This is a genomic window from Hymenobacter sediminis (assembly GCF_003231285.1).
GTDB classification, from domain to species: domain Bacteria; phylum Bacteroidota; class Bacteroidia; order Cytophagales; family Hymenobacteraceae; genus Hymenobacter; species Hymenobacter sediminis.
The window spans coordinates 382,352-404,458 of record NZ_QKNS01000002.1 but is presented as its reverse complement, the minus strand read 5'-3'; the positions used below and the strand labels follow the sequence as shown (position 1 = coordinate 404,458).

Annotated in this window: 19 protein-coding genes; 6 read left to right on the top strand and 13 right to left on the bottom strand. The window is 59.6% G+C overall.

From position 1 onward, the window contains the following. The first annotated feature begins 141 nt into the window (after window positions 1–141). Both DNI29_RS08270 and DNI29_RS08265 read left to right on the top strand, forming a co-directional pair. A complete protein-coding gene (locus DNI29_RS08270) occupies window positions 142–426 on the top strand; it encodes a DUF427 domain-containing protein (protein WP_110977613.1) in 285 nt (94 codons plus the stop codon). Between the two features lie 206 nt (window positions 427–632). Continuing rightward, window positions 633–1,298: a hypothetical protein gene (locus tag DNI29_RS08265; RefSeq protein WP_110977612.1), complete on the top strand. Its 666-nt coding sequence runs from the start codon at window positions 633–635 to the stop codon at window positions 1,296–1,298. 93 nt (window positions 1,299–1,391) lie between these two features. On the opposite strand, the gene DNI29_RS08260 is transcribed toward DNI29_RS08265, so the two are convergent. Both DNI29_RS08260 and DNI29_RS08255 read right to left on the bottom strand, forming a co-directional pair. Further along, a complete protein-coding gene (locus tag DNI29_RS08260; RefSeq protein WP_110977611.1) occupies window positions 1,392–2,372 on the bottom strand; it encodes an acyl-ACP desaturase in 981 nt (326 codons plus the stop codon). A 109-nt stretch (window positions 2,373–2,481) separates the two neighbouring features. Beyond that, window positions 2,482–4,218, bottom strand: coding sequence for a hypothetical protein (locus DNI29_RS08255; protein ID WP_110977610.1), 1,737 nt, complete (start codon window positions 4,216–4,218; stop codon window positions 2,482–2,484). Window positions 4,219–4,485: 267 nt separating this feature from the next. On the opposite strand from DNI29_RS08255, the gene DNI29_RS08250 reads away from it, so the two are divergent. After that, window positions 4,486–6,165: an ArnT family glycosyltransferase gene (locus tag DNI29_RS08250; protein ID WP_162303553.1), complete on the top strand. Its 1,680-nt coding sequence runs from the start codon at window positions 4,486–4,488 to the stop codon at window positions 6,163–6,165. Here the strand turns inward: DNI29_RS08250 and DNI29_RS08245 are convergent. The 3 genes from DNI29_RS08245 to DNI29_RS08235 all read right to left on the bottom strand — a co-directional run bounded on the left by DNI29_RS08245 (window position 6,162) and on the right by DNI29_RS08235 (window position 9,649). Then, window positions 6,162–7,076, bottom strand: coding sequence for a glycosyltransferase family 2 protein (locus DNI29_RS08245; protein ID WP_110977608.1), 915 nt, complete (start codon window positions 7,074–7,076; stop codon window positions 6,162–6,164). The two genes, DNI29_RS08250 and DNI29_RS08245, sit on opposite strands and share 4 nt — an antisense overlap. 205 nt (window positions 7,077–7,281) lie before the next feature. Then, complete coding sequence (locus tag DNI29_RS08240) at window positions 7,282–8,574, bottom strand: MATE family efflux transporter (RefSeq protein ID WP_110977607.1); 1,293 nt, start codon at window positions 8,572–8,574, stop codon at window positions 7,282–7,284. A gap of 70 nt (window positions 8,575–8,644) precedes the next feature. Then, window positions 8,645–9,649 (bottom strand): hypothetical protein, encoded by a 1,005-nt coding sequence (locus DNI29_RS08235; protein WP_110977606.1) that lies wholly within the window; start codon window positions 9,647–9,649, stop codon window positions 8,645–8,647. Window positions 9,650–9,824: 175 nt separating this feature from the next. Here DNI29_RS08235 and corA point away from each other — a divergent pair, with 175 nt between their 5' ends. Beyond that, a complete protein-coding gene (corA, locus tag DNI29_RS08230; protein ID WP_110977605.1) occupies window positions 9,825–11,030 on the top strand; it encodes a magnesium/cobalt transporter CorA in 1,206 nt (401 codons plus the stop codon). Between the two features lie 188 nt (window positions 11,031–11,218). Here the strand turns inward: corA and DNI29_RS08225 are convergent, their stop codons facing one another. After that, complete coding sequence (locus tag DNI29_RS08225) at window positions 11,219–13,951, bottom strand: hypothetical protein (RefSeq protein WP_123823122.1); 2,733 nt, start codon at window positions 13,949–13,951, stop codon at window positions 11,219–11,221. A gap of 136 nt (window positions 13,952–14,087) precedes the next feature. Between DNI29_RS08225 and DNI29_RS08220 the strand changes: the two genes are divergently transcribed. Next, complete coding sequence (locus DNI29_RS08220) at window positions 14,088–15,551, top strand: APC family permease (protein ID WP_110977603.1); 1,464 nt, start codon at window positions 14,088–14,090, stop codon at window positions 15,549–15,551. Between the two features lie 116 nt (window positions 15,552–15,667). Here DNI29_RS08220 and DNI29_RS08215 read toward each other — a convergent pair whose 3' ends face one another. Further along, window positions 15,668–16,360, bottom strand: a complete 693-nt coding sequence (locus DNI29_RS08215) for a carboxypeptidase-like regulatory domain-containing protein (protein WP_110977602.1) — start codon at window positions 16,358–16,360, stop codon at window positions 15,668–15,670. A gap of 282 nt (window positions 16,361–16,642) precedes the next feature. Continuing rightward, window positions 16,643–17,047 carry a hypothetical protein gene (locus DNI29_RS08210; RefSeq protein WP_110977601.1) on the bottom strand — a complete coding sequence of 135 codons (405 nt, stop codon included), beginning with the start codon at window positions 17,045–17,047 and terminating at the stop codon, window positions 16,643–16,645. Window positions 17,048–17,235: 188 nt separating this feature from the next. Between DNI29_RS08210 and DNI29_RS08205 the strand changes: the two genes are divergently transcribed. After that, window positions 17,236–17,466, top strand: a complete 231-nt coding sequence (locus tag DNI29_RS08205) for a hypothetical protein (protein ID WP_110977600.1) — start codon at window positions 17,236–17,238, stop codon at window positions 17,464–17,466. A gap of 28 nt (window positions 17,467–17,494) precedes the next feature. Here the strand turns inward: DNI29_RS08205 and DNI29_RS08200 are convergent, their stop codons facing one another. The 5 genes from DNI29_RS08200 to arsS form a co-directional block, all read right to left on the bottom strand. Next, entirely contained in the window at window positions 17,495–18,502 is a 1,008-nt protein-coding gene (locus DNI29_RS08200) for an alpha/beta fold hydrolase (protein WP_110977599.1), read from the bottom strand. Between the two features lie 167 nt (window positions 18,503–18,669). Then, window positions 18,670–19,179 (bottom strand): hypothetical protein, encoded by a 510-nt coding sequence (locus DNI29_RS08195; protein ID WP_110977598.1) that lies wholly within the window; start codon window positions 19,177–19,179, stop codon window positions 18,670–18,672. 189 nt (window positions 19,180–19,368) lie between these two features. Next, window positions 19,369–20,313: a hypothetical protein gene (locus tag DNI29_RS08190; protein ID WP_110977597.1), complete on the bottom strand. Its 945-nt coding sequence runs from the start codon at window positions 20,311–20,313 to the stop codon at window positions 19,369–19,371. Between the two features lie 26 nt (window positions 20,314–20,339). Then, window positions 20,340–20,996: a TIGR04282 family arsenosugar biosynthesis glycosyltransferase gene (locus DNI29_RS08185; RefSeq protein WP_110977596.1), complete on the bottom strand. Its 657-nt coding sequence runs from the start codon at window positions 20,994–20,996 to the stop codon at window positions 20,340–20,342. Window positions 20,997–21,049: 53 nt separating this feature from the next. Continuing rightward, the gene (gene arsS / locus DNI29_RS08180; RefSeq protein ID WP_110977595.1) at window positions 21,050–22,099 is read right to left on the bottom strand and encodes an arsenosugar biosynthesis radical SAM (seleno)protein ArsS; all 1,050 of its coding nucleotides are present in this window, start codon (window positions 22,097–22,099) and stop codon (window positions 21,050–21,052) included. Window positions 22,100–22,107: the final 8 nt, after the last annotated feature.

Sequence of the window (22,107 nt, the reverse complement as noted above, 5' to 3'; positions counted from 1 at the left end):
TTTAGAACAACGGCCGGGGTAGCAATGTTCATCCGTAGCAGCACGCTTCTGCTCTGTGCCGTGTGCTGGGTTATGGTGCTAAGGCCAGATTCTGTTCAATCACCCGCGAGCCAAAGGCTCCGCCCTACCCCCTTCCTACTTATGAAAGCCATATGGAATAATACCGTTGTGGCAGAAAGCGCCGACACCGTTGTCGTGGAAAACAACCATTATTTCCCTGCCGATTCCATCAAACGAGAATACTTCGAGGACAGTATTGCGGGCACCACCTGTCCCTGGAAAGGTCGGGCCAGCTACTACTCGCTGCGGGTAAATGGAGAGCTAAATAAGGATGCCGCCTGGTTTTACCCCGAGCCGAAAGAAGCGGCGCAGCAAATCAAAGGCCGGGTAGCGTTCTGGAAAGGGGTGCAGGTAGTGCCTTCCTAGTGTTGGGCTTGCGGAAAAGGAATGACGTGGCGAGGCGCTAAAAATTATTTATTTACTATATATTTCAGTTATAGCCCGTTAATCAATAGATAATAGAAAAAATACAACTCAATCTTTCTAACTTGCGTTTACAAATGGCGTGCCCTCACATTTAGAGGGCACGCCATTTGGCCTACCTCAGCCTCTTCCTTAATTCCTCTTCCATCATGTTTACTTCTTCTTTTTCTCGTTTGCTGCTCGTTACCGGCGTTGCAACGGCTGCCTTGACAGCCTGCGACTCGACGCGCCCAATAGCTAGCGAATCTTCTGCTGAATCGGTTCCGGCTTCTCCTACCGTAGATGAAAGCGACGTAAGCTTTAACCGCGAGGTTACTCAGGGAGACTATCGTTTTGCTGTGAAAACGTACGGCTCGCAGGAGCCGCGTGTTATCAGCATCCGCTCATACCGTGGCACGGCCCAAACCATTGACCCGCTGCGCGTAGAAGTGAACGGTGCCGTAACCAACATTGCTTCCGGCGACCTGAACGGCAACGGCAAGCCCGAGCTGTACGTGATGACTGACAACAAGCGCGCTAACGGCGGCCTCTACGCCTTTGAATTTGGCGAGCGGGGCTACACCCCTATTACCTCTCCTGGCACGCCCGGCGGTAATGCTGGCGTTGGCTACTCGGGTCAAGATTCTTATCAGATCAGCGGCAACAAGCTGGTGCGTACTTTCCCGGTAGCCAGCACTTCCGCTACTGCCAGCGCTACCACAGGCACCACCAGTGGCTCCGACCAGACGGCTGCTACCAGCACCCGTACTGTAGAGTACACCTTGGACACCACGGGTAAGCTCGTGATGGGCCAGACCATGGACAGCCGCCCCTAGCCTATGGCGCTGCTGTTACTCTCATAAGCAAAAAGCCCCCGCAACTTGGTTGCGGGGGCTTTTTGCTTATATGACTGTGGATTAAAATTATAACTACTCAATCCACTTAAACTTGTATTCCAACTTCGGCACGGGCATGCGGTCAGCTACGCGGCGCAGGCGGTTAGGCAGGGCCATAATGTACTCCCGGGCTTTTTCGGCGGCACCATTCAGGCCGGTAATCTGGTCGATTTTCCAGTCCTTGATCAGGGTTTCCAGAATATCGGTGTAATCCTGGCTGGTGTACACGCCCAGGCGCTGGGCGGCATCGGTGAAGTGGCCGAAGGTTTTGCCCATCTCTACCCCCATTTCGCGCATGTAGTGGGCGGGCATCACAATCTTTTTGCGCATCATGTCCTCGAAGGCCAGCATCATTTCCGAAGGATCTACCTCGAAAATCTTTCCAACGAAGGTCTTGTAAACGCGGGCGTGGCGGGTTTCGTCGCCGGCAATCATACCGCAGATTTTGGAAAGCTGGTCGTCGCCGGCTTTGCGGGCCAGCGTGCCCACACGGCGGTGCGAGAGGTTGGTGGCTGTTTCCTGGTAGCTGGTGTACACGAAGGCGCGGTAGGGGTCGTGGGCGGTGCCCAGGTCGAAGCCATCGGCAATCAGGTACTGGGTGCTTACTTCAAACTCGCGCATGTTTACGCGGCCGCAGAGGTAGAGGTAGCGGTTAAGCAAGTCGCCGTGGCGGTTTTCCTCCGCCGTCCAGCCCCGAATCCACTGGGCCCAGCCGTTGTTAGTGTCGCGGTTCAGGTCGTCGAGCTCATGAAACCAGGCCTCGTAGTTGGGCAGGGCTTCCTCGGTGATGGTGTCGCCGATGAGTACAGCCAGCAAATCGTAGCTGAGTTCCTTGGCCCGCTCGCGCAGCAGCTTTACTTCATCGAAGAAGTTATCGAGGCGCGGATCAGGCAGGAAATCGGAAGGCTGCCAGCTGCTTTCCACGCTTTTCAGGAACGAACCAATGTTCTCTTTTACGTAGGACTCAAGGTGCTGGAGCACTTCCGAGCGGGAAGTAACGGAGGCAGTAATCATGGCAATGGGTGGCAAAGGGAGTAATATGCAAAGTCAAAGGTATATTCTTCCTACCCCGCCCTTAGCTGAATAAGTCCCGGAAAGGCTATAAAATTTTGGCTTCCGGGCCCTATTGCGGGAATTTTATACGCATTTCGTACAACTGCGCTCTGGCTCCGCGCTTCGCCAGTAGCGGCACCGGCAGCAGTTGCATAACCGGCTGACCAGGGGCTTGCTCCAGGGTTAACTGTCGGTTGAGGATGGCGGCCCCCTCGGGCGTAAGCACCCACGCTACATCGGGCCGCGCGCCCAACCGCCGCAAGGCTTCGGTGAACTGGCGGGTACCCGTGAGCTGTTGCCGGAGCCTTGCTTGGGAAGGGTGCAGCGTTTGCCAGCCGGCCACAGACAGATAACGCAGGGGGCTTTTCAGGACGAAAGAATAGATTACAAGCGGGGGATGGCCCTCAGTGAAAGGAGACTCCGACTTGTACGTTTCCTCCTGCGCATCTGAAACGATGATTTTCGCAGCAACGGCCCTGATTGCCAGCATTTTCTGCTGTCGGTATTGCTCTTGGGTGAGCTGCGAGGAGGCCAAAGCCCGTTGTTGGTTGGGTGAAATAAAAGCCGGCCACCGCTCACTACGGTTACGCAGCTGCTCCTGCGCCAGCACACCGCGGCGGTGCCAGGTTTTGTAGCCGTAGGGCACAGCCATTACCACCAATGCCAGCAGCAACACACGCTCGGCACGTCCATCGGCCCTGGCCGGGTGCTGAAAAAGAAATAACAAGTTGCTCAGCACCCAGAAGTCGAGCAGGGGTAGGGCCAGCCGGGGCGGCAGCTTCAGCACGGTACCCAAACCCACAGCAAGGCCCGCGTAAGCAAGCTGCACCAGCCAGAAGCTCCGGCGCGGGCCGGGAAGCCTACCCACCAGCAGGCCAGTAACCCCCACTAACAGCAACAGCGGGAAATAGTCACGGGCCAGTTGAACCAGCAGGGCCGCCAGCTTGGCGGGGGCAGTATGCAGTAGAAAATATGTTGGGCGAAAAGGTGCGGCCCGCTGAAAAAAGGACTCGTTTATCAGTGTAGAGTCTGCATACATCCAGTGGCGGGCGGCAGCCAGGCCCAGACTATCGCGCGCGGTTAGCGGCTGTGTAGATGGGGCCGTGAGCTGGAAGTCGTTGAGGTTGGATTTGAGCACATCGAGGCGGCGGAATGTAGCGGCTTCCGGGCTCCAGGTCAGGTTGAGGCAGAGCGCCCCCACCACTGCCCACACCCCTACCCCTGCCAGCAGCGGCAACCCTCTTCTCCCAGCCAGCCACCACACGCCGGGCGCAGCGGCCAGAGCCCCCAACAAAGCCGTGCTCGGCCGAATCAGCCAAGCCAGCCCGAAAAGGCCTACCCCCACCAGCAGCGCCCAGCGGGCCGAAGCGCGCTGGGCGGCAAACAGCAGCGCCGCCCCGGCCAGCAGCACCGGCACCCGGGCATAGTTGAACCAGAAACCGTGTTCCAGCCACGCTACCCCCCAAAACAGCACCAGGAACAGCACCAGCGCCCCTACCCCCAGCTTCGGCCGCAACAGGCGCCACAGCACCGCAAACACCAGTAGCGTAGCCAGATACAGCAACCCGTACAACGTGAGGGCATACCACGGAACCAGCGGATATGCAGCGTACAACTGGCTCCACAAGGCAGCGTAGCCGTGGAAATACAGGTGCAGATCCGTTACGGGGGCAGCCGCCGTGGTGCCGCGCAGCAGCTCAATAATCGTCAGGTCGTCGTTGGTTTCGAAATAGCAACCCAGCCCTACCCCACTCAGGAGCAGCAACAGCAGGGGCAGCACCAACAGACCAAACCGACGAGGCATCATAGCCCGCAAGGTAGTGGTGAAATAGGCAGATGGTGAAATGATGCATCTGCTGTTCGGCTGGGTAGTAAGCCCTATTCGTGGCCGTAGTGAAAGTTGAAGCCGGGCAACGCATCAGTAGCACAGCTACCGTTCTGTAAGTAAGCCCAGTAGAGTTTGGCTTCATCAAGGGGGTAGGATTTGCTATCCATTTATCAGGCAGCCCAGACGCTGGCCGAACAACAGACGCACCATTTTACCATCTGCCTATTTCCCTACTACCTTGCCGGAGTGAATCGTTTGACCTCCCGCCTGCCCGACTGGACACTGCTGCTAGTGATAGTCCTGACCGTGGCGTATTTCCTGCTCACCCACGAAGGCCTCTACGCCCTCGATGATTATTTCTACTCCCGCTACGCCCACCAGCTACTGAGTGGCACGTTTCGGGTAGAGCCCGATCCGCTGGGCCTGCTGCACGACCCGCTGAAAGAGCGCCCCCTCATTTTCGGGCCGGTGGCAGCGTGCTACGCCCTATTTGGCATCAACATCATCAGCACCACCCTTTGGCCCCTGCTGGCTACGCTGGGCTGCGCCGTCCTTATCTGGCGGCTGTACCGGCAGCGTGAGCCGGTGGTGGCGGCCGGAGCCATGCTCTTGCTGGGGCTGCACTACTTCACCCTTAACCTCACCAACTACCTCTACCCCGATAACATCCTGATGTTTTGGTGCCTGGCCGGGGCTGCGACGTTGCTGCGGGGTAGGGAGCCGCACCGGTTGGCGGGCTGGTGGGGGGTATCATTTGCCACCCTGTCGTTTGCAGCCCTGCTCAGCAAGGAAACCATCGTGTACTATCTGCCCTTTTACCTGGGTGTGCTTGGGGTGGATGGTTGGAAGCGGCGACACGGGCGGTTCTGGGGTGCGGCCCTGGTTACCGGAGCGGTGCTGCTGGCCGCCTACCTTGGTTTTTACCAATACTACACCCACGATGCGCTCTACCGCATTCACCTGATAGAAAACACCAACAAATACCTGCAGGAAGGCAACTACCTGGTGGGCAACCGGGCCGCCCTGTTGGGCCGCGTAACCTGGCAGCCGCTGGCCTTTTTCGTGGGTACGGGCCTGGGGCTGATGCTGGCCCTGGCGGCGGTGGCTTTCGTGCGGACTTCCCCGCCCAATACGTCCGCAGCAGAACCGCAGCATAACTCCACCACCGACCAACGGTTCTGGCTGGCCTTGGCGCTAATTACGCTGGTGCTCTACTGGGTCGGTAGTACTTCCCTAAGCCAGTACAACCCGATTACCCTATTGCCCCGCATGACCACCCCACTCCTACCCCCGTTGGCGCTGGCAGCTGGGTTTGGCTTGCGCGACGTGGTGCAACGAGCCGGCTGGCGGGCGCTGGCAGTGGGCTTGGCCCTGCTCCTGATGGCAGCCTGGCTCCGCAATGCCGTGGCGGTGGTGTACGTACTGCCCGGCTTATTTTTCCTTTTGGTTGGGGTGGGCTCCCGCCTACCCTTCTGGCCTGCGATGGTGCGGCCGGCTAGTGCAGGACTGGCTGCTGTGGCCGTGCTGGTACTGGCTGGGGCACTGGCCGTGCGACCAGTTTATTTCATGCAGAAGCCTTCTGTTTCGGGGCATTTTGCGCAGGACCAAGTAATTCGGCAGCACCTGCAGGCGCCGGCTCGGGGCGTCGTGTTCGTGGATGATTACCTGATCGGTAACTACGATTTCTACTACGGATTCCGGGTGCCCGAGGGGCTGCAGTACCGCCGCTATTGGGCCCGCGACTCGGTGCAGCTGGGCCCAGGTCAGCGGGCCTGGCTGCTACTCAACCGTGCTACCCTCTCCAACGACGAGCTAACCCGTAAGCTGATTCGCTATTCCCCTGACTCGGTGCTGAGCTGGTATCCGCGGCGGCGGCTGGTGGCCGAGGAAGGTCCGGTGTCGCTGTTTGAGGTAGAAGGCCGCTAACAGGTCAGGCCGAGAAGCCAGTCGAGGGGGCGCACGGCCTTCAGCTCGCGCAGCAGCTGGTACAGGTCGCGGGCTTCGGGCCGGTTGCGGTGCCGCACGGCCTGGCGCAACTCCCAGCGCACCCGTACGGCCAGGGCTGCCCGCTCGGCCTCAGTGCGGCACAAAGCTAGCGCTTTGTGGCACACCCTAATGGTAGAGGTCAGGTAGGGGTCGTGGGGACGGTAGCCCTTGCGCGACATAGACTGTGGGTGCAGGCGCTTCTGAGTGGTTACTGCCGGCAGCAGATAAAACTCCCAGTTCCGGCTGGCCCGCACCCAAAAGTCAAAATCCTCATAGGCCAGTGTTTCATCGTAGCCGCCCAGCTCCTCCAGAGTGGCCCGGCGCATGGTCATGGTAGGGGTGCTGATAAAGTAGCGCGCCAGCACATCGGCGAAAACCAGTCCGGAAGCCGGTTGGGGGTGTAGCTGCCCCTGCGCATCGCGGCGAAAATGGTAGCGCACATGCCCGCCGGCCTCATCAATCAGTTCCGCATCAGAATATACCATACCACAGCGCGGCCCAACCTGCTCAAACTGCCTGACCTGCTGGGCAATTCGTTCCGGTAGCAGCACATCGTCGGTAGCAAAATCTAGCACAAACTCACCCTTTGACCGCCGGAAACCCTGGTTGAAGGCCCGACAATTGCCCACGTTTTCAGGAAGCAGGAGCAGTTGCCACTGCGGGTGCGCGGCTGCGTAGCGCTCCAGAATGGCGCGGCTGCCATCGGTGCTGGCATCATCCACCAGAATTACCTCAAGGTTAGGATACGTTTGGGCCCGAATGGAATCAAGCGCCGTTTCCAGAAAACGGGCGTGGTTGTAGCACAGGGCTATGATGGAAACCAGAGGTAGGCGGGACGCGGCTGAAGACATGGCCCCGGCAAGTTACAGCGGTTTCAGCCATACGCCGGCCCCGCCGCTGCTGGCAACTCAGTCTGTCTCATCGGGTGAACATGGTGCGGAGGCGCAGTCGAGGCATTTTGCTTACTGATGTCGCGCCCGCAATCCAGACGTAGGCACGTGATAGGCTTCAGGTTTGCTTTTGCGAACCAAGATGACGGCTTCTGCTTTTGTGTCCTTACCTTATTTCACGTCGGAAATACCACAAGCACCACCCCAGCAGCAAGCCGTAGCGGGCAGCTTGAGCCAGTGGAGCACCCAGCAGACCGTAGCGCGGCAGCAGCACCGCCAGCAGCACCACCAGCACCGCCGCCGAGGCTGCCTGCACAGCTACGTAGCGTCCTACCCGTGCCTGGGCCGTGAGCAGGAACAGCAGCACCCAGGTCAGGAATTTCAGCCAGTCGCTGACCAACTGCGGGGCCAGCAGGAAGGTGGCTTGGGCGAAGCGCTGCTCGAAAAGCAGGGGCAGCAACAAGTCGCGCAGTAGCCACAGCAAACCCAGCCCAATGGCCAGGGCAGGCGCCAGCAACAATAACACCGAGCGCACCAGTTGCCGCCGCTCAACCGGTCGGCCGCTTAGCGCCGCCAGCCGGGGGTAGTACACGCTGCTCATCACCGCCGAAAACACCATGGTGTAATTATCCGACAGCTTCGCCACAGCCTGCCACAAGTCTGTGGGACCCAACCCAAACTGCCAGACCAGCACTTCGCGCAAGCTGAAATCAACGGCTTTGCTGAAGAGTAGTACGCTTAGGGCCATTAGCAGAAAGCGCCCCAAGCCCATTAAGCTTGCACGGCTCACCGGCCCGCTCAGCCTCGGGAGTAGTCCGGCCCGGTGGGCCACCAGCAAAGCCGGCCCGAGCGTGGCACCCTGGGCCAGCAGGTAAACCAGCAGCGCCGTGGAAACCGAACTGCCCGCCGCCAAGGCAGCGCCTACCCCCACGGGCCCCAGCAAACTCAGCACCACCGTCAGGCCCACGTAGGCCCGCAGCCGCCCGGCCGCCAGCAGCACCGATGCCACAAACGCATGCCCCGTCAGCAGCCCTAGCCCCAGCAGCAGCAGCGTGGTCCAACCCGCACCTTCCTCGAACAGAGCCACCAAGGGGCCCGGCGCCAGTATCAGGGCCAAGCCGGCTAGCAGCAAACTTCCCAGATTCAGCAGGATGCCCGCCCCCACCCAAGCTCGGTAACGGCCCGAGCCCGCCCGCAACGGGGCCAGATACTTCACTATCCCTACGTGCACCCCATCGTTGGGCAGGGTCGTGAAGAGGGCCATTAGGTTCTGGAAGTGCGCCAGCAAGGTTAAGCCGCCCGGTCCGCCATACACGGCCAGCACCTTGTTGAGTACCAGCGCCCCCGCCGTACGCGCCCCTACCGCCACGCCTGAGCCCAGGGAACCGCGCAGAAACCGGCCCAGCACAGCTGCGCGCGGCTCAGGCCGGGAATCAGGAACGGAGGGAGGAGTTGGCATAGCCCGCAAGTTACGAGGCCAAGCGGGCCGCCGGGCACACGGGGGTTTCAGCGTAAGCCAAGGGGTAGGCTTACAGCGTCTTCGTAAAGGTGAGCTTGAGGCTGGGCACGCCGCCCAGGTGGCGCTTAAACTGCAGCAGCGAGTGGTTGAGGCCAGTAGGGAGCGTGGAGGTGCCTAAGTCGAGCAGACGCATGCTGCTGGCTTGCCCAAACGCGTGCAACCCAGCATTGAGCAATACTACAGGGCTGAAAGAGTTGTAGGCTAGCGGACTGGCCGGGTAGAAGTTGTAGAGCACATCGGGGCTGACCTGAATAACCACCGTTAGGGCCGCCCACTCACCTTGGGCGTTGCGCACGGAAAACAGGAAATGCTGGCGCGGAAACTGCTGAAACAGCTCCTGCAGCCGCTCCAGCGGCATTGAGAGAGTTTGCCCCTTTTCCTCGCGGCAGCGGCGCAGAAACTCATAGGCTAAGGGCAGCAGCAGCGGTGGCTCCTGCTCGAAGCGCAGGCCGTGCCGCTCACATTTCAGCAGCCGTCTTCTTTCGGCAGCATGCAGATGGGCCTCGTAGCTCTGGGCCAGGGGCAGGTGCATGTTCAATTCGGCCAGCTCTACCGCGTAGCCCAGCTTAGTCAGCACCTGCGTAAGCCGGGCACTGGCCTGCGGGGCGTAAGAAAACGCGTGCGGCCGCAACGTGAGCGCCCGAACTCCGCGTCTGGCCAGTTGCTCGTGCACTACCCCCAGAAACGCCTTTAAAGCCTCCGGCGTCAGATCATCGGCGAACTGCACGGCACCAAAGGGAGCCTGCCAGGGGCTACGAGCAGTCTGCCCGTCGGCGGTTTCAAATACGGTGAGTTGGGCTACGGTGCGGTGGTCGGCTTCTTCCAGAAAGAAATGTAGAGGCTCTGTGGGACTGCGCTGCAGAGCCAGATGGGCCGGCGTGAGGTACAGCCAGGGCTCGTAAGCCGTGGGCAAGAGGGGCGCCGCGCCTACCCCCACCTGCAGCCGCACCGCGTACTTCCCACCAGCCACTGGTAGCGGCCACACAAAAGCGGAATCAGTGGAGAAGGAAAGCAAGCAAGTTGGGGTAAAAGGCAGAAGGTGGGCGAAAGTACGAGGTTTTGCCCGGAGCTTTTATTCTCTCCAGTCCCTGAGAAGTCTGGTACTTGTGGTAACCCAGCACTTTTTAGGTAACAGATTTTCCTATGAATCCCGTAAACTGCCTCGATATTGGCCGCCTGATTTATTGTTGATGTCTGCCCCCGACCCTACTCCCCTCCCCGTTACGCCCCCCTCGCCTCCCTTGTCGGAGGAAGATGATGACCAAGTGCACGCTGCTGGCATAGCCGACCATAGTGCCACCCGCCAAGCGCGGGAGCAGCAAGTGGGCCAGCGCCCTGGTACGCTCGTCGTTCGTCCCGATGCCCTACCCCCTCGTCTATTCCTAACCTCCTATGGCAACGACTATGTGGAAGAGCGGGAATACCAGAACTACGACCAGATGCGGGCCCATTTCCAGGCACACCCGGAACTGAGGCACTGGATTGATGTGCGCGGATACCACAACTTGCCCCTGATGCAGCGCCTGCAGGACGATTTCCGCATTCACCCCCTGCAGATGGAAGATGTGCTGGGCGACTACCAGCGGGCCAAGGTGGAGGAAACCGAAGACGGGCTATTTATGGTGTCGCGCATGACGGAGTTCACCCGTCAGCTCGACATCAACGACGACCAGCTCTCCATCTTCACTGGGCCCAACTATGTGCTCACGTTTCAGGATGATTATGAGGACTGCCTGGATGCCGTGCGCCAACGCCTGCGCTCTACCCGCAGCACCATCCGGCGGCGCTCCTCCCTGTACCTAGCTTACGCCCTTACCGATGTAGTGCTCGACCACTACTACCCCACTATGGCCGCCATCGGCGACTACCTTGAGGTTCTGGAGGAGCGCATTTTCCAGGGCCGCTCCGATAGGCGCGTGCTCAACCGCATTCTGCACATCAAAAAGGATATTGTGCGCTTCCGCCGCCTGGTATATCCGGAGCGCGACAAGATTGCGGAAATCCTACGCCTGCCTGAGGAGGAGATGCCGGAGGAAGTCAAGGTATTCTTCCGCGACTGTTACGACCACGCCATTCAGGCCCTGGACCTGGCTGAAAGCTACCGCGAAACCGTCAGCAGCCTGATTGACCTGTATATGTCGGACCAGAGCAACCGGGCCAACGAGGTAATGAAGGTGCTTACCATTATCAGCAGCATTTTCATCCCTCTCAGCTTTGTAGTGGGCCTCTACGGCATGAACTTCCAGCGCGAAGCCCCCGATGGCCGCATCAACTACCTTAACATGCCGGAGCTGTACAGCCCCTGGGGCTACGTGGGCGTCCTGAGTTTTATGGCGGTGGTAGTAATCGGCCAGCTTACCTTCTTCTACCGCAAAGGCTGGCTCTCCCGGCGGTGAAATAGTAAACGAGCGAAGTAATCGTTTTGCCAAGTCATTATAGCTAGCCCCGGTGGGGCGGCACCTATTGTTAAGCGGTTGGTGTCGCCTAACCGGGGCTTTTGACCTCTTTGAGAAGGTAGGCGTTGCGGCTGGCAGGCCGCCTCTACGGGACTACCTGGTCCGGCCAACTACTCCACAATTTTACCTTATTGCTCCAGTTTCAGGTCGGTGCGGCGCAGCTCTTTGCCGGCTACACGGTACAGATGATAGATGCCAGTGGTAGCATCATACGACAGGGCCACCTGGGTAGCGCTGTTGTCGAAAGGCTGGCCGCCTATTAATCGGGCGCGGGCATCGTAGAGGTAGGTTTTGCCAGGGCCAGTTTCCGTAAGGGCGTACACCTGCCGGCCCGGCCCGAAGCTGAAAAATTGCACCGAACGGGTAGCCGAGGTGACAAAGCGCTGACTTACTACTTGCTGCCCGCTGGGCGTAAACAGGGATAGTCGGCCTCCATCTTCGCGCACTACCACGTAGCTGCGCTGCTGCTGATCGGGTATCAGCCGGAACTGCGACGTCCGGCTCCAGGTAGCTACCCGGCTGCGGGTTACTACCTCCCCACTGAGGTTAAAGCTGATTCGCTCGCCCTGCTGGCTTACTACCGTTAGGCGGGCGCGGCGCAGGGTGGTGCCCGGCTCTACCAATACCCCGCTGCCCAACCGGGCCCCTACGCTAATGGGGAAGCCAGGATAGGTACCGCCTGCCTGATCAAAGGCATACACGTAGCCATTTTCCAGCAGTACCACCAGCACGTCGCGGCCATTCACTACCAGGTATTGTGGCGGCCCGGCCAGACGGAACTCCAGCTGCTTGGGCTCCCAGCCGGGGTAGGTACGCCCTTGCGTATCATACAGGAATAAGTTGCTGCTGCCCCCCGCCACTAGCAACCGCCGCGCCGCGCCTCCCTCTGCCGGCGACACACTTAGCGAGGTAGCCCGCACGGTATCAGGTAGGTTCAAGGGGAAGTTGGGCTGCAGCTGGCCCTGGGTGTTGTATTGGAATATCTGGTTGGGGGTAGCAAACAGGAAGCCGGCCTCGGCAGGAAGGCGGTACGGCGCCCCCACCAGCGGGCCCGGCAGCGTATCGGACCAGGCCACTACGTTATCGGGGGTTACGTAGTGCAGCACCTGGGCTGTATCCTGCACGAGCACTCCGGGCAGACGCGCGCCGGGCACGGTTACCAGCTCGGGTGAGGAAGCCAGGGATACCGCAAAGTCCAGCACGCTGCCGGTGCCATCGGGGTTTTGGGGGCGGGCCGTGGCCGGCCCGGCTACCGGGTGGCGAAGCACAAACTGCGTGAAGTACTGCGCGCCGGGTTCCTGCTCGTTAGCGGCCGGCACCCATTGCATGGCAATTTGGGGGAAGCGCTTGAACAGGGTTTCGTTGCGTAGCAGGCCGGCCCGGCGCTCTTCCTGCAGCCCCCGCAGCAGCAGATTCCAGCAGTTGCGCGTGTCCAGCAGCACACTCAGGCGGGCCTGGGGCTGGGTTTCCTGCAAAAAAGCCACCTGCGTGGGCGAGCGGCTCCAGACCTCACCAGCCGCCACATCCGTTAGCCATTGGCGCAGGGCCGGCTCCGTGTCGCCAAAGGCCACATAGTTGCCAACTTGCGCCACCACTGGCCGCTCAAAGCCCTGAAACATGGCTCCTAGTAAGCGTTGGGGCAACTCGGGTACCCCTGTCTGGTGCAGTTGATAAGGCCCTACCCGCCCAAAAGCCGGGGTAGCACCTACGGCCCGCCGTAGTTGGCCCAACAGGTTGCCCACCTTACCGGGGTTGGCAGTGTAGGCCAGAGCCAGCTTGCCGGGTTTCGAGCGGGCTGAGGGGGTAGCCAGATAGCAAAGCGCTACTTCCTGGCTGAGCTGAGCGGTGAGACTATCCATCAAAGCCGGCACTATCGGGGCCAGTGTGTCGGCGGGGGGTAGCTGGGGCCCGCGCAGAACCGCTGCTTGGCCCAGCCCCAGGTGCACTACCAGCGCCGAGCGTAGGGGGAGTACATCGGCCATGCGCAGCCGCTGCGTGGGCTGCCCTACCAGGCGCTGGTGCAGGGAGCCGTGCGCAGTTTCGGGGTTGGCAAACCCATTAAAGACGACCTTATTACCGGCCAGCTTCATTTGAGTCATTTCGTTGCGAGCCAGGCTGGAAATGGCCGCTATATCGGTGCCTAGCTCTTGCCGGAAGAACACGCTCATTAGCTGCGGCAGCCGGCGTTGGTTTAGCAGCAGGGTGGCGTCCACATCACGCAGCCGGAAGTAGTCGGTGCTCTGGAACTCAGCAGCTACGGTGGGTGCGTCCAGATTTTCGATGCGACGGGCAACGGCCTCTACCAGAGCGGGATTCGCACTTAGCAGCAAGTGGTTGCGGTAGTTCAGTAGGGTCATGCCGTCGCCCCCGGCTCTCGGCCGCACCTCAGTCAGTACCTGGTCCTCGTACTCGCGGGTAGAAACCTGAAAGCTGGCGTTGCGCCCCAGCCCTTCAATCAGACTGCGCACCTGCCGGTATTCGCGCACGCTGCTGATGGGCACCTGAAACAGAATATCGAAACGACCAGGCTCGGTTACGTGCAGGGAAGTCAACACGCGTTTGCGGCCCAGAAAGCGCAGCACCACGTTGCGCCCCCCGGTCAGGCTGTCGGCCAGAGCCAGATTTTCCTCCATCTGCTGAAAGTAGCGTACGGCCATCAGGTTGTCCCAGAGCTGGGTTTCCTTCAGGTGGCGCACCAGGGTAGGATGGTCGCGGGTGACGGTAACCAGCACGGCATCGTCGGGTACCAGGCTCCAGGGGTCCACGGGCACGCTCGCCACGGTGCGGCGGTAATACACGTAGGAGCCCAGCGCCGTAAGCAGCAGCAGACCCGTCAGAAATACCAATACTCGTTGCGACATGCAGGGAACCCAGGGCGGTAGGCCGGCAAAAATAGGGATTAGGACAGCAGCGCCAGCAATACCCTTTACGGCAGAAAGCTAAGTTTGGAAGCCAGTTTTCTATCTTCCGCCTCGAAACACTCTCTACTATCCCTTTATGTCCGAAAAACAAGGCCATTTTCAGCGGGCCATTACGCTGTTCGACGCCGTCATGATTGTGACGGGCAGCATGATTGGCTCCGGCATCTTCATTGTAACCACCGACATTGCCCGGAAGGTTGGCTCAACGGGCTGGCTGCTGGTCGTGTGGCTGGTTACCGGCGTTATCACCTTGGCCGGGGCCGTGAGCTACGGCGAGCTGTCCTCGATGTTTCCGAAGGTAGGCGGCCAGTACGTGTACCTGCGCGAGGCCTACAACAAGCTGGTGGCTTTCCTTTATGGCTGGACGCTGTTTCTGGTAATCCAGACCGGCGTTATTGCGGCCGTAGCGGTGGCCTTTGCCCGCTTCACCGGGGTGCTCATTCCGTGGTTTTCGGAGGACAACGTACTCATTGATGGAGGGGAGTACAAGTTCACGACGGTGCAACTGCTGGCTATTGTCCTGCTGATTTTCCTGACGTTTATCAACTCGCGGGGGGTGCGCTCGGGCAAGCTCATTGCCAACGTGTTCGGCAGCACCAAGCTGGTAGCGCTGGCCCTGCTTATTTTGTGCGGCATCTTCTTCGGTATCAATGATGAAGCCGTCAGCCAGAACTTTCAGAACATGTGGCAGGCCATGAGCTTCGACAAAACCGGCCAGGGTACTCCTCTGACTACCGGCGCACTGGTTACGGCCATTGGCCTAGCCATGACGGGCTCCTTGTTCAGCTCCGATTCCTGGAACAACATTGGCTTCTCGGGCGACGAGATTGTGAAGCCCGAGCGCACGATTGTGCTGAGCATGGCCATGGGTACGGCCATCGTAACAGCTCTTTACATCCTGATTAACGTGGTGTACCTGCTGGTGCTACCCCTCCAAGGCGACCCAACCGCTACCGATGTGCTGAGCCGGGGCATTATGTACGCTACCAACGAGCGGGTAGGCACGGCCGCCGCCGAAAGCATTCTGGGGGCGCCGGGTGCCTATGTTATGGCCGTTCTCATCATGATCAGCACCTTCAGCGCCGCTAACAGCATCCTTATGTCAGGTGCGCGCGCCTACTACGCCATGGCTCGCGACGGAGTATTTTTCGCGGGAATGGGTCGGCTGAACAAGGCCGGGGTGCCCAGTGTGGCGCTATGGGCCCAGTGCGCCTGGGCTTGCGGGCTGTGCTTGTCTGGCTCTTACGGGGAGCTGCTGAACTACGTAATGTTCTCGGTTATCCTGTTCTACGTTGTCACCATCATTGGCATTTTCATTCTGCGCCGCACCCGGCCCGAAGTGCCTCGCCCCTACCGCGCCTTCGGCTACCCAGTGGTGCCACTGCTCTACGTGGTACTGGCGTCGGCCTTCTGCTTTATTCTGCTCACTGACCCCGAAAACTCCAAGTTCGCGCAGCGGGGGCTAATGCTGGTGGCCCTGGGAGTACCGGTATATTTCCTGTTTGGCAAGCGTTTGGGGGGTAGCACGCCGGAGCAATAAACCGGTTTCGGCCTCGTCATTCGTCAACAGAAAAGCCCCGCCGGACTTCCGGCGGGGCTTTTCTGTTGTACTTACTTTGTCATAACGGCCTTCTCTTCAAAAAAAGCCGCAATGGGTTACCGGCGCCGACGGCGGGGGGCTTCTTCGCGGGGCACCAGCGTTACGGTGTGCGTTTGGGTGTTGCGGGCCTTAAGCTCCTGGTCTTCGTAGCCACCATAGCCATACACTAAGGTGTTGTCGCCGGCGGGTACTTCCAGGGTGTAGTTGCCATTTGCATCGGTGCCGGTGGCTTTGCGAGTGCCTTTCAGCATCACGGTAGCGCCGGCCAGGGGCTGCCCTTCTTCGTCCAGCACCCTACCCGAAATAGCTACGGTAGCTGGCGCGACTTCCGTTACTTCAGCGGCGGGCACGGGTTCTATTGCCACGGGCTCAGCCTCGGTGCTAACCAAGGGCTGCTCGGCATTCAGGCCAGAGGCAGGGGTAGGCGCGGCTGGTGCGGCAGGCTTGCCCGCGGCCACGGGCGCTGTGGTAGGAACCTCATCCTCAGTAGCAGCGGCAGCCTTAGCTTCTTCGGGGGTGCGGTGGCCGGTTACATTGGCTTCACCTAGTTGCATAATGGGCATGGCCGCGGCAATGCGGCGGGTAGCTTGGGTGGGCAGCAGTGCGTAGCCCAGCACTACCACGGCCACAATAATTCCCACGATAATAGCTAGGCGGCCATTGCCGGAAGACAGGTCCTCCTCCTCTTCGTGGGGTAGTGGCAGCGCAGGTTCCTCTGTTTCTAATGGGGTAGTAGTTTTGGCATTCATAAAATGGTTAATGTAAAAAGGTGTGGGAAGCGTGGTGAGGTAGCGGCCAGACCAGAGCAGAACTAAGAGCAGCCGGCCGCTTATTCAACGGACCCGAAATATAGATATACTCGACTGTGAGAACCTAGTATTCCCTTTTATGATATGTCTTTATTTTTTAAACCTGTTCCCCTTTACCACGCATTAAGCTGCAATTGTGGCAACAAAAAAGCCGGCCCATTCCGAATTTAGGAATGGGCCGGCTTTCTAAAGTGTATGGGGGTAGGCCGCGGGCCAGGTAGGTTAGTCCTCTACTGGTTTTGAGGGGCCGCTGGTGCCTTTCTCATCCAGCTTCTGGTCCTGGGTGCGCAGTTGGTAATCAAGCTCATAGCTGCCTTCCGACTCGAAACCAGGGCCGCTGGCGTGCTCACCAGCATCGTCGTGCTCGTTGCCGCCCTGAGGCACCCCTTCCGCCCCACCAATGTGCAGGTTTTCCAACTGGTCTTTCTGGTCAGAGCGCTGGGTATAGCCCCCGGCGCCTTGGTTGCGGTAAGCGGTAGGGTCGTTGGCTTCCTTACCGTTGCTCATCATCTTTTTCCACTCCTTTTCCTTCTCCTGCTGCTCGCTGTAAGGCGCAGCATGCTCGGTGCTTTCGGAAAGGTTCTGGTTTTCGTTATCGTTATCGACTTCGTTCTGGGGCGTTATCATCAGTTGAGTAGTTTAGGTGGAAAGTGGGAACGTATTGTTCTTGGTGTACGGATGCGGCAGGCCCAGGTTAGCCCGCGGGCATCCTTAGCAACCTCTTTCGGTACCAAGGCGTAGCTTTGCAATGCCTTGGCTTACTCAGGGGCCAGCCCCAACACACGGGCCGTAGCCGGCACCTTTTTCCTTTTTTTATGGATTTTTCTAAACTCTACCGGCCCAGCGCCCTCAATAGCTTCCAATACATTGCGGTGGTAGGAGCCATTATGAGCGGGGCGGCCCAGCTGATAATCCGCTGGCTGGGCAACCCCCAACCCGAGGGCTACAACTGGCTGTATGCCTGCTGGCTGGGCCTATACATCGTTGGCTCTCTGCTCAACCTTTTCGGCAAGCCTCACGACCCGCATCATCACCACCATCACTAAGCGGCGGGTATAGCGGCTACAGCTGGGCTTACTTCACGAATGCAAGCAGGGCAGCCAGGAATTTTGGGGTAGCCTCCAGGTGCGGAATATGCCCTACCCCCGGCAAAGGCACCAACTTCGCGCCTTTAATTTGGGCGGCAGTGCGCTGGCCAAGTGCGGGGTATTGCCCCATTTTTGCCGCTATCCCCTGATCTTTAATCAACCCCTTCCCTACTACCGTGCGGTCGTCCTGACCGATGATAAGGAGCGTAGGCACCTGAATGCGCCCAAACTCGTAGCTCACGGGCTGCTGATAAATCATGTCGAAGGTGAGGGCGTTGGCGCGGGCTACCTTCGGGAAATCGGGGTGGCGAGTTTGGGCGGCTAGGGGCAGCAGCCACTCATCGTGGGCTTTGGGGTAGCCGTGGGGGTAGTAGGTGGCGTGGTACTTCCGGATGCTTTCCTCGGTGCTTTTGCGCTCAGTGACTTCAGCCTGAGCGATGGTCTGGAAAGGAACAGCCAGGCGGTAGTCCTCTAAGCCGATGGGATTTTCCAGCACCAGCCGCTCGGTAAGCTCCGGGTACATTAGGGCAAATCGGGTGGCCAGCATGCCGCCCATGCTGTGGCCAACCACCACCGTTTTGCGCACGCCCAAGGTATCGAGCAGACGGCGGGTGTTATGGGCCAACTGGTGAAACGAGTAGTGAATATCGGGCTTATCCGACTTGCCAAACCCAATCTGGTCGGGCACCACCACCCGAAAACCGGCCCCGCTCAGGGCCTTGATGGTTTCGCGCCAGTAGGCCCCAAAGAAGTTCTTGCCGTGCAGCAGCACTACGGTGCGGCCATTGGCTTTGCCGGTAGCCGCTACATCCATATAGGCCATACGCAGGCGCTGGCCTTCAATGGTTAAGGGCAGGTAGCTAACCGGGTACGGGTACTCGTAGCCGTCGAGGGTAGCGTTTAGGGCGGTAGGAGCCGCCGTTTGGGCCGTAGCCGGTGAGAATGCAGCAGCGGATAAAAGCAAGAGTAGAAACCACGAGAGAAAGCGACGCATGGACTAGGAACAATAAATTGGAAAGCAGCAGCGGCTTAGCAGTACCATCAGCACTGCACCCACTACCAACCTATTTTCCTGCTTCCTGGTTACGCCACCCTCGGTTTATTCTGCGCTACCTTATCAGCACACTGCCTTCGTACGGGCTTCTTCTCTACTGTCGGCAGCTAGCTTTTGTCCTCGGGCTTCTGCTGCCGGATTAGTAGCTCAACGGTGCGGGTGTCCTCGTCGCTCCAGATAACGCTGCGGATGCTGTCCACGTCCATCACGGTATGACCATCGGCCTCCCCATACTGGGTGTACACCTCCAGCATCAGCTCGTCTTCCGTCAGGCGAGAAACAAAGCCGTAAAAGTCGTGGTTGGAGTGGGTTTCCAGTTGGATAAGCTGGCGCATTTCCTGGGCCCGCTGCAGCAGGGCTGGTACCGTCAGGTACTGTTGCTCCAGCCCTTCGGGCGCGGCCGGCAAGGCGTATACTACCTCGGGGTTGTGCTCCTTGAACTCAATCAGCCGCACGTACCGGTCATCAAAATGAGCTTGCAGAACCCCATTCAGCTCTATTGTGCGCACTCCCGTGAGCAGGCCCTGCCGGGTAATGGTGCGCAGTAGCACCACGTCCGGGTTCTGGTTAAGTACATAGCCGAGGTACGCCCCTCCATTAGTCTGTAAAGATACCACCCGCCGACTCCGCTGGGCTCGTTGTAATAAATCAAGCAATAAAGCTCCCATAATTGTATGCAGAACCGGCACCCAATGTAGGCGCGGGCCGGCAAATATACTCGTCAGTAGGAGGAGCGTGGGCGTACTATCCGCTGAAAAATTTCTCGGTCCGAGCCTCGCAGCTACCAGCGTGGCTTCTTCAGGTAGCTAGCTTTTACTGGCCATAGTTCCCACAGGAGCTTTCAGAGAGTTGGCTTCGAGTACCACGCGGCGCACCTGTTTCAGGCGTAGTGAGCGGCCATCCCAGGTGGTTTGGCGCAGCAGCACGTTGGGGTACTGTTTGCTGAACCAGTACACGTTCTGCTTCCGGTTGTTCAGGGCCACGCGCACGCGCCAGGCTGGCTCCGGGGTGTCGGCAGTCAGGGCATCTTCGGTGCGGATCTGGGCTTGGTAGAGGATGGGGGGCGCTGCCTGGTTGGTTTGCTGCATCTCGTAGATGTCCGTCTTGAACCCTGGTAGGTCCTCGAAGCGCAGGCTGCGGAGCGTGTAAGGCAAGGCATCCTCAAACAACACCGTGCGCCGCAGCTGGCGCTGCCCGGCCCCCTGCTCATCCTGATACGAGTCATAGGTCTGCACGTACTGCATCCCGTCGTCGGTAATAGCTTTGAACGTGGCGCCGCTTAGCTCCTGTGAGGAGGTAGTAAGCTTGTGCAGTTGTACGGGCTGGTCGCGGCGGAAGAAGGCGGTTATCAGAAAGTGCAGGGGGTAGGCGTCCGTCGGGATGCTGCACAGCTGGCTGAACCGCATCACCGGAAAATTGTCTTTCCCCCGAATGCTGTCCGTTTTTACGTTGTACTGCTGGCCGAATTCTTCCTTTACCGTCAGGAGCGTACTCTCAAACTGCCGCACTTCTCCGTCTACCACCCGCTCGGCGGCGTACGTAGCTACCTCGGCTTTGCCATCTTCCCAGAGCGGATCCATGGCCCACTGCTGCCGCATGGGGCCGCCCCGCCGGGTCAGCGGGTTTTCAATGGAAACGGCCGGAGCAGCCGGGGCAGCCGGAGCAGCGGGTTTAGAGCCCGAATCGGGGGAGCAGGCAAGCAGACCAGCGCTCAGGAGGGCACCACTTACAAGGATAGCAACTAGACGCATGAGGGAAACATAAGCTCAAGGGTGCGCTAGAGTACGCGCAAACCGGCTGCAAATGTTTTACCGGTAGCCGTTTCCCAGGCGCGCAGGTCGGCGCCAGTGTCCAGGTCGCTAAGCTCAGGCAGTAGATGCAAGCGCAGCCCCAGGTGCTCCACATCAGCCATCGTAGCGGCCCGCACGGTAGCGGTACTCCAGGCTTTATTCTGAAACAAGCTCGACCATAGCTGCCTCATCCCCAGCAGGTAGTACCCGCCATCCGTAGCCGGCCCCAGCACTACATCGTGGGTAGCCAGGGCCTCAAAGGCTGCCTCCAAATGCTCGGTAGTCAGGCCAGGGCAATCAGTTCCGATGATGACCACTGCGGTGGCCTGCCGGGCAAAACTATACGCGAAAGCCGCCTCCATTTTCTGGCCTAAGTCGCCGGGTGGCTGGGGCTGCTGCTCGAAACCGGGCCACCAGTCGGTCAGGTCGGCGGCGGGGCCAGCCTCTGCCAGCCACACAATTTTGTGGGCGGCTACCGGCCCAGCTACCCCCCGGGTGTATGTGAGCAACTGGCGGTAAACGGCCAAGGCTGCCTCGGCACCAATGTCGGCGGCCAGCCGGGTTTTCACCCGACCCAGTTCAGGCGGTCGGGCAAAAAGAAGCAGGTGTTGCCCAGACGATGCGGCAGGATGCAGATAGTTCATGGATGGATGTTCCTGTGAAATTGAGCTAACCGCATCCGCCGGCTTTGAGGAAACTACGTGGTAGCGCCACCGCAGCTGGAGCCAGCCCCGGCTGTGCAGCCGTAGCAGTGCTGGTTTACTACAATAGCGCGCTCCTGAAGCCGTGCCTCCTCAAAGTCGCGGATGTGCTGGGGAGCACCGGGCGCAACTGGTAGGTCCAATTGCTGGTTGAAGTCGCAGTCGTAGAGCTGTCCATCCCAGCCAATGCTGAGGGTAGAGCGGCACATCACGTTGGCCGCCGCCACGGGATTATAAGCGGCCACCAGTTTCTGCATATAGCTCTCGTAGTTACCGCTTTCCAGCAAATACTCTAGGAAGCGGCTGACCGGCAGGTTGGTAATAGTGAGCAGGTTATTGAATACTATGCCGTGCTCCCGCCCCAGCCGCTGTTTGAATTCGCGCTCCAACCCTACCTGGCTACCCGGCATGAAGGCCCCGGCAGGGTTGTACACCAAATCCAAGGTCAGCCCTGAGCCCTCTACGCCATAGCCTACCCCATTAAGCAGGTGCAAGGCCCGGATGGAGCGCCCAAAAACACCGTCGCCGCGCTGGGCATCGGTGCGCCCTGCCGAGAAGTGCGGCAACGATGACACCACCCGCACCCGGTGCCGGGCAAAGAACTCGGGCAAATCGTGGTACTTCGGGTTGGCTACAATGATGGTGAGGTTACAACGCACAATGGTTTCCCGGCCCAGCGCCGAAATCTGCTCCACCAGCCAACGAAAATCGGGGTTCATCTCGGGGGCACCGCCAGTCAGGTCTACCACCGGAATATCCGTCTGGGCCAGCGCATCCAGGCAGAGCTGCATGGTCTCGCGGGTCATGATTTCGGTGCGGTCAGGGCCGGCATCTACGTGGCAATGCTTGCAAGTCTGGTTGCACATCTTGCCCACGTTTATCTGCATCACGCTTAGCTTCGTTGGGCGCAGGGGTAGCAGGTCGCTTTCCCGCAGCTTGTGGGCAAAGGCCGGGAGTTGGGCCCCTTCCGCCTCCGCCTGAGTCAGGACGGTAAGTTGGTAAGCCGTGTCGGCCAGTGGGGCCTGCCGGGCCAGGAGTGACTTCATAAATCGTT